The organism is Pseudomonas edaphica (genome assembly GCF_005863185.1).
Lineage (GTDB): Bacteria > Pseudomonadota > Gammaproteobacteria > Pseudomonadales > Pseudomonadaceae > Aquipseudomonas > Aquipseudomonas edaphica.
On the sequence record NZ_VBVZ01000864.1, the window covers coordinates 1 to 1,994 of the forward strand.

A 1,994-nucleotide genomic window follows, 5' to 3' on the forward strand; every position below is an offset into this window, starting at 1 on the left:
GTACTGGCGGATCTCCGGGCGAATGGCTTCCACCAGGTAACGGATATTACCCAGGATCGGGTAGTTGCGGCGCACCGCGTGTGGGCTTTGCAGCAGGTCGAAAACGCCGATCAGGCTGAGGATGCCGGTGACCACGGTGATAGGCCACAGCCACTCATGTTCGATAAACGGAAGGCTGGCGAGGGTGAAAATAACGCACACGGCAAAGAAGGCGTAACGGCTTAGCAACGACAGGCTCATACGGGTTTCCTTGGGTTCGGACTCATCGGTCAGGCGTTTTGCGCCTGAAGAAAGATCGAGAACAGCTCCGACTGGGATTTGATCCCTAGCTTGCTGTACATGTGTTTCTTATGGACTTTCACGGTTTCAACAGAGATTTCCAGCTTACGGGCGATCTCCTTGCTGGAGCAACCGCTGAGCATCAAACGGCCTACATCCAGCTCACGGGCGGTGAGTTGTGCGCCCCAGCCATCATTTTGAATCGGCGGTTGCGGCGCGCTCACCTGGTTCAGTTCATGGGGCAGGCGCTGGCGCAGCAGGCTCAACACCCACGGCTGGATCAGTGACAGCAGGGCAATTTGCTGTGGGTCAAAACGCTGTTTCGAACCCAGCGACAGGCACAGGGTGCGCCCGTCCGGCAGGTGGCAATTGAACTGGATTTCATCGGCCACCACGTTCAGGCGAAAGTAGCGCTGGTAGTACTCGGTCAGCTCGAAATGCTCCGGCGCCACGTCCGCCAGGCGCAACAGGCCGGTGCGCGCGTGTTCGCGGCTGGCGATGTAGAACGGGTCGAGCAGGTACAGGCCGTTGAGGTAGTCCTGGAACAGAGGGTCCGGCGTGCCATCGGCGCCCGGGGATTCGGCGAACACCAGCGGGCGGTGCTGACTGCTGAACAGCAAGGCCACCCAACTGTCGGACGGCACGTATTGGTCCAACAGCCGCACAAGCTGGGTCCAGAAATTGGGCTGGTCCAGGGCGTCTATCATTTGCCCCACCGAACGGTGCCAGGCGATGTCTTGCAGCGTCATGCTCATCAATCTACCCCTATCGGGTTACCTCGGCCGCGTAATTCCCTGGCCGGTGTTGGCTGCGCATACTGCGACACGGATAAAGAACAAGGAATACCCATGAAGGTCGAATTTGCCCAATTGGCAGGCCGCGATAACGGTACAGCTTACAACCTTGAGCGCGCCTTGGCGGCCATAGCTGCGTGCGCCGCCGACACGCAACTGATCGTCTTCCCGGAAACCCACCTGATGGGCTTCCCGTCGGCCGAGACCGTCGCCACTATCGCCGAGCCGGTAGACGGCCCCACCGTACAAGCGGTTATCCAGGCGGCCCGTGCGCGCAATATCGCCGTGGTCATCGGCATGGCCGAACACGACGGTGGCCAGTTCTATAACACCACCTTGCTGATCACGCCCGAGGGCATCGCCCTGCGTTATCGCAAGACGCATCTGTGGGCTTCGGATCGCGGCGTGTTCACCGCTGGTGATCGTTACGCCACATGCCTGTGGAACGGCGTGCGCGTCGGCCTGCTGATTTGCTACGACATCGAGTTCCCGGAAACCGCCCGCGCCCTGGCGCAACTGGGTGCCGAACTGCTGATCGTCACCAACGGCAACATGGACCCTTACGGCCCCACGCACCGCACCGCGATCATGGCCCGCGCCCAGGAAAACCAGGCGTTTGCGCTGATGGTCAACCGGGTCGAAGAGGGCGACGACGACCTGTTGTTCGCCGGTGGCAGCGCCCTGGTGGACCCGATCGGCACCTTGCTGTTTGAAGCGGGGCGTGAGGAAGGGCAATTCACCGTCGAGCTGGATCTTGACCAATTGGTGGCGGCTCGCAAGGACTACCGCTACCTGGATGACCAGCGCTTGAAATTGCCCGGCGAGGTGATTGAGCGCAGCGATGGGACGCGCGAACTCCTGATCCCCCACGTTTAAGACTGGCCCCTAGTGGCGAGGGAGCTTGCTCCCGCTGGGGCGCGT

General features: G+C 61.1%; 2 protein-coding genes and 1 pseudogene. 1 reads left to right on the forward strand and 2 read right to left on the reverse strand.

All coding sequences use genetic code 11. The features are described 5' to 3' along the window. Both FEM54_RS31470 and FEM54_RS31475 read right to left on the reverse strand, forming a co-directional pair. Positions 1 to 240, reverse strand: a pseudogene (locus FEM54_RS31470) (FMN-binding glutamate synthase family protein); the annotation flags it as partial. Positions 241 to 269: 29 nt separating this feature from the next. Beyond that, positions 270 to 1,034 (reverse strand): helix-turn-helix transcriptional regulator, encoded by a 765-nt coding sequence (locus FEM54_RS31475; protein WP_099548505.1) that lies wholly within the window; start codon positions 1,032 to 1,034, stop codon positions 270 to 272. Positions 1,035 to 1,127: 93 nt separating this feature from the next. On the opposite strand from FEM54_RS31475, the gene FEM54_RS31480 reads away from it, so the two are divergent. After that, entirely contained in the window at positions 1,128 to 1,949 is an 822-nt protein-coding gene (locus FEM54_RS31480; protein WP_099548506.1) for a carbon-nitrogen hydrolase family protein, read from the forward strand. Positions 1,950 to 1,994 lie beyond the last annotated feature (45 nt).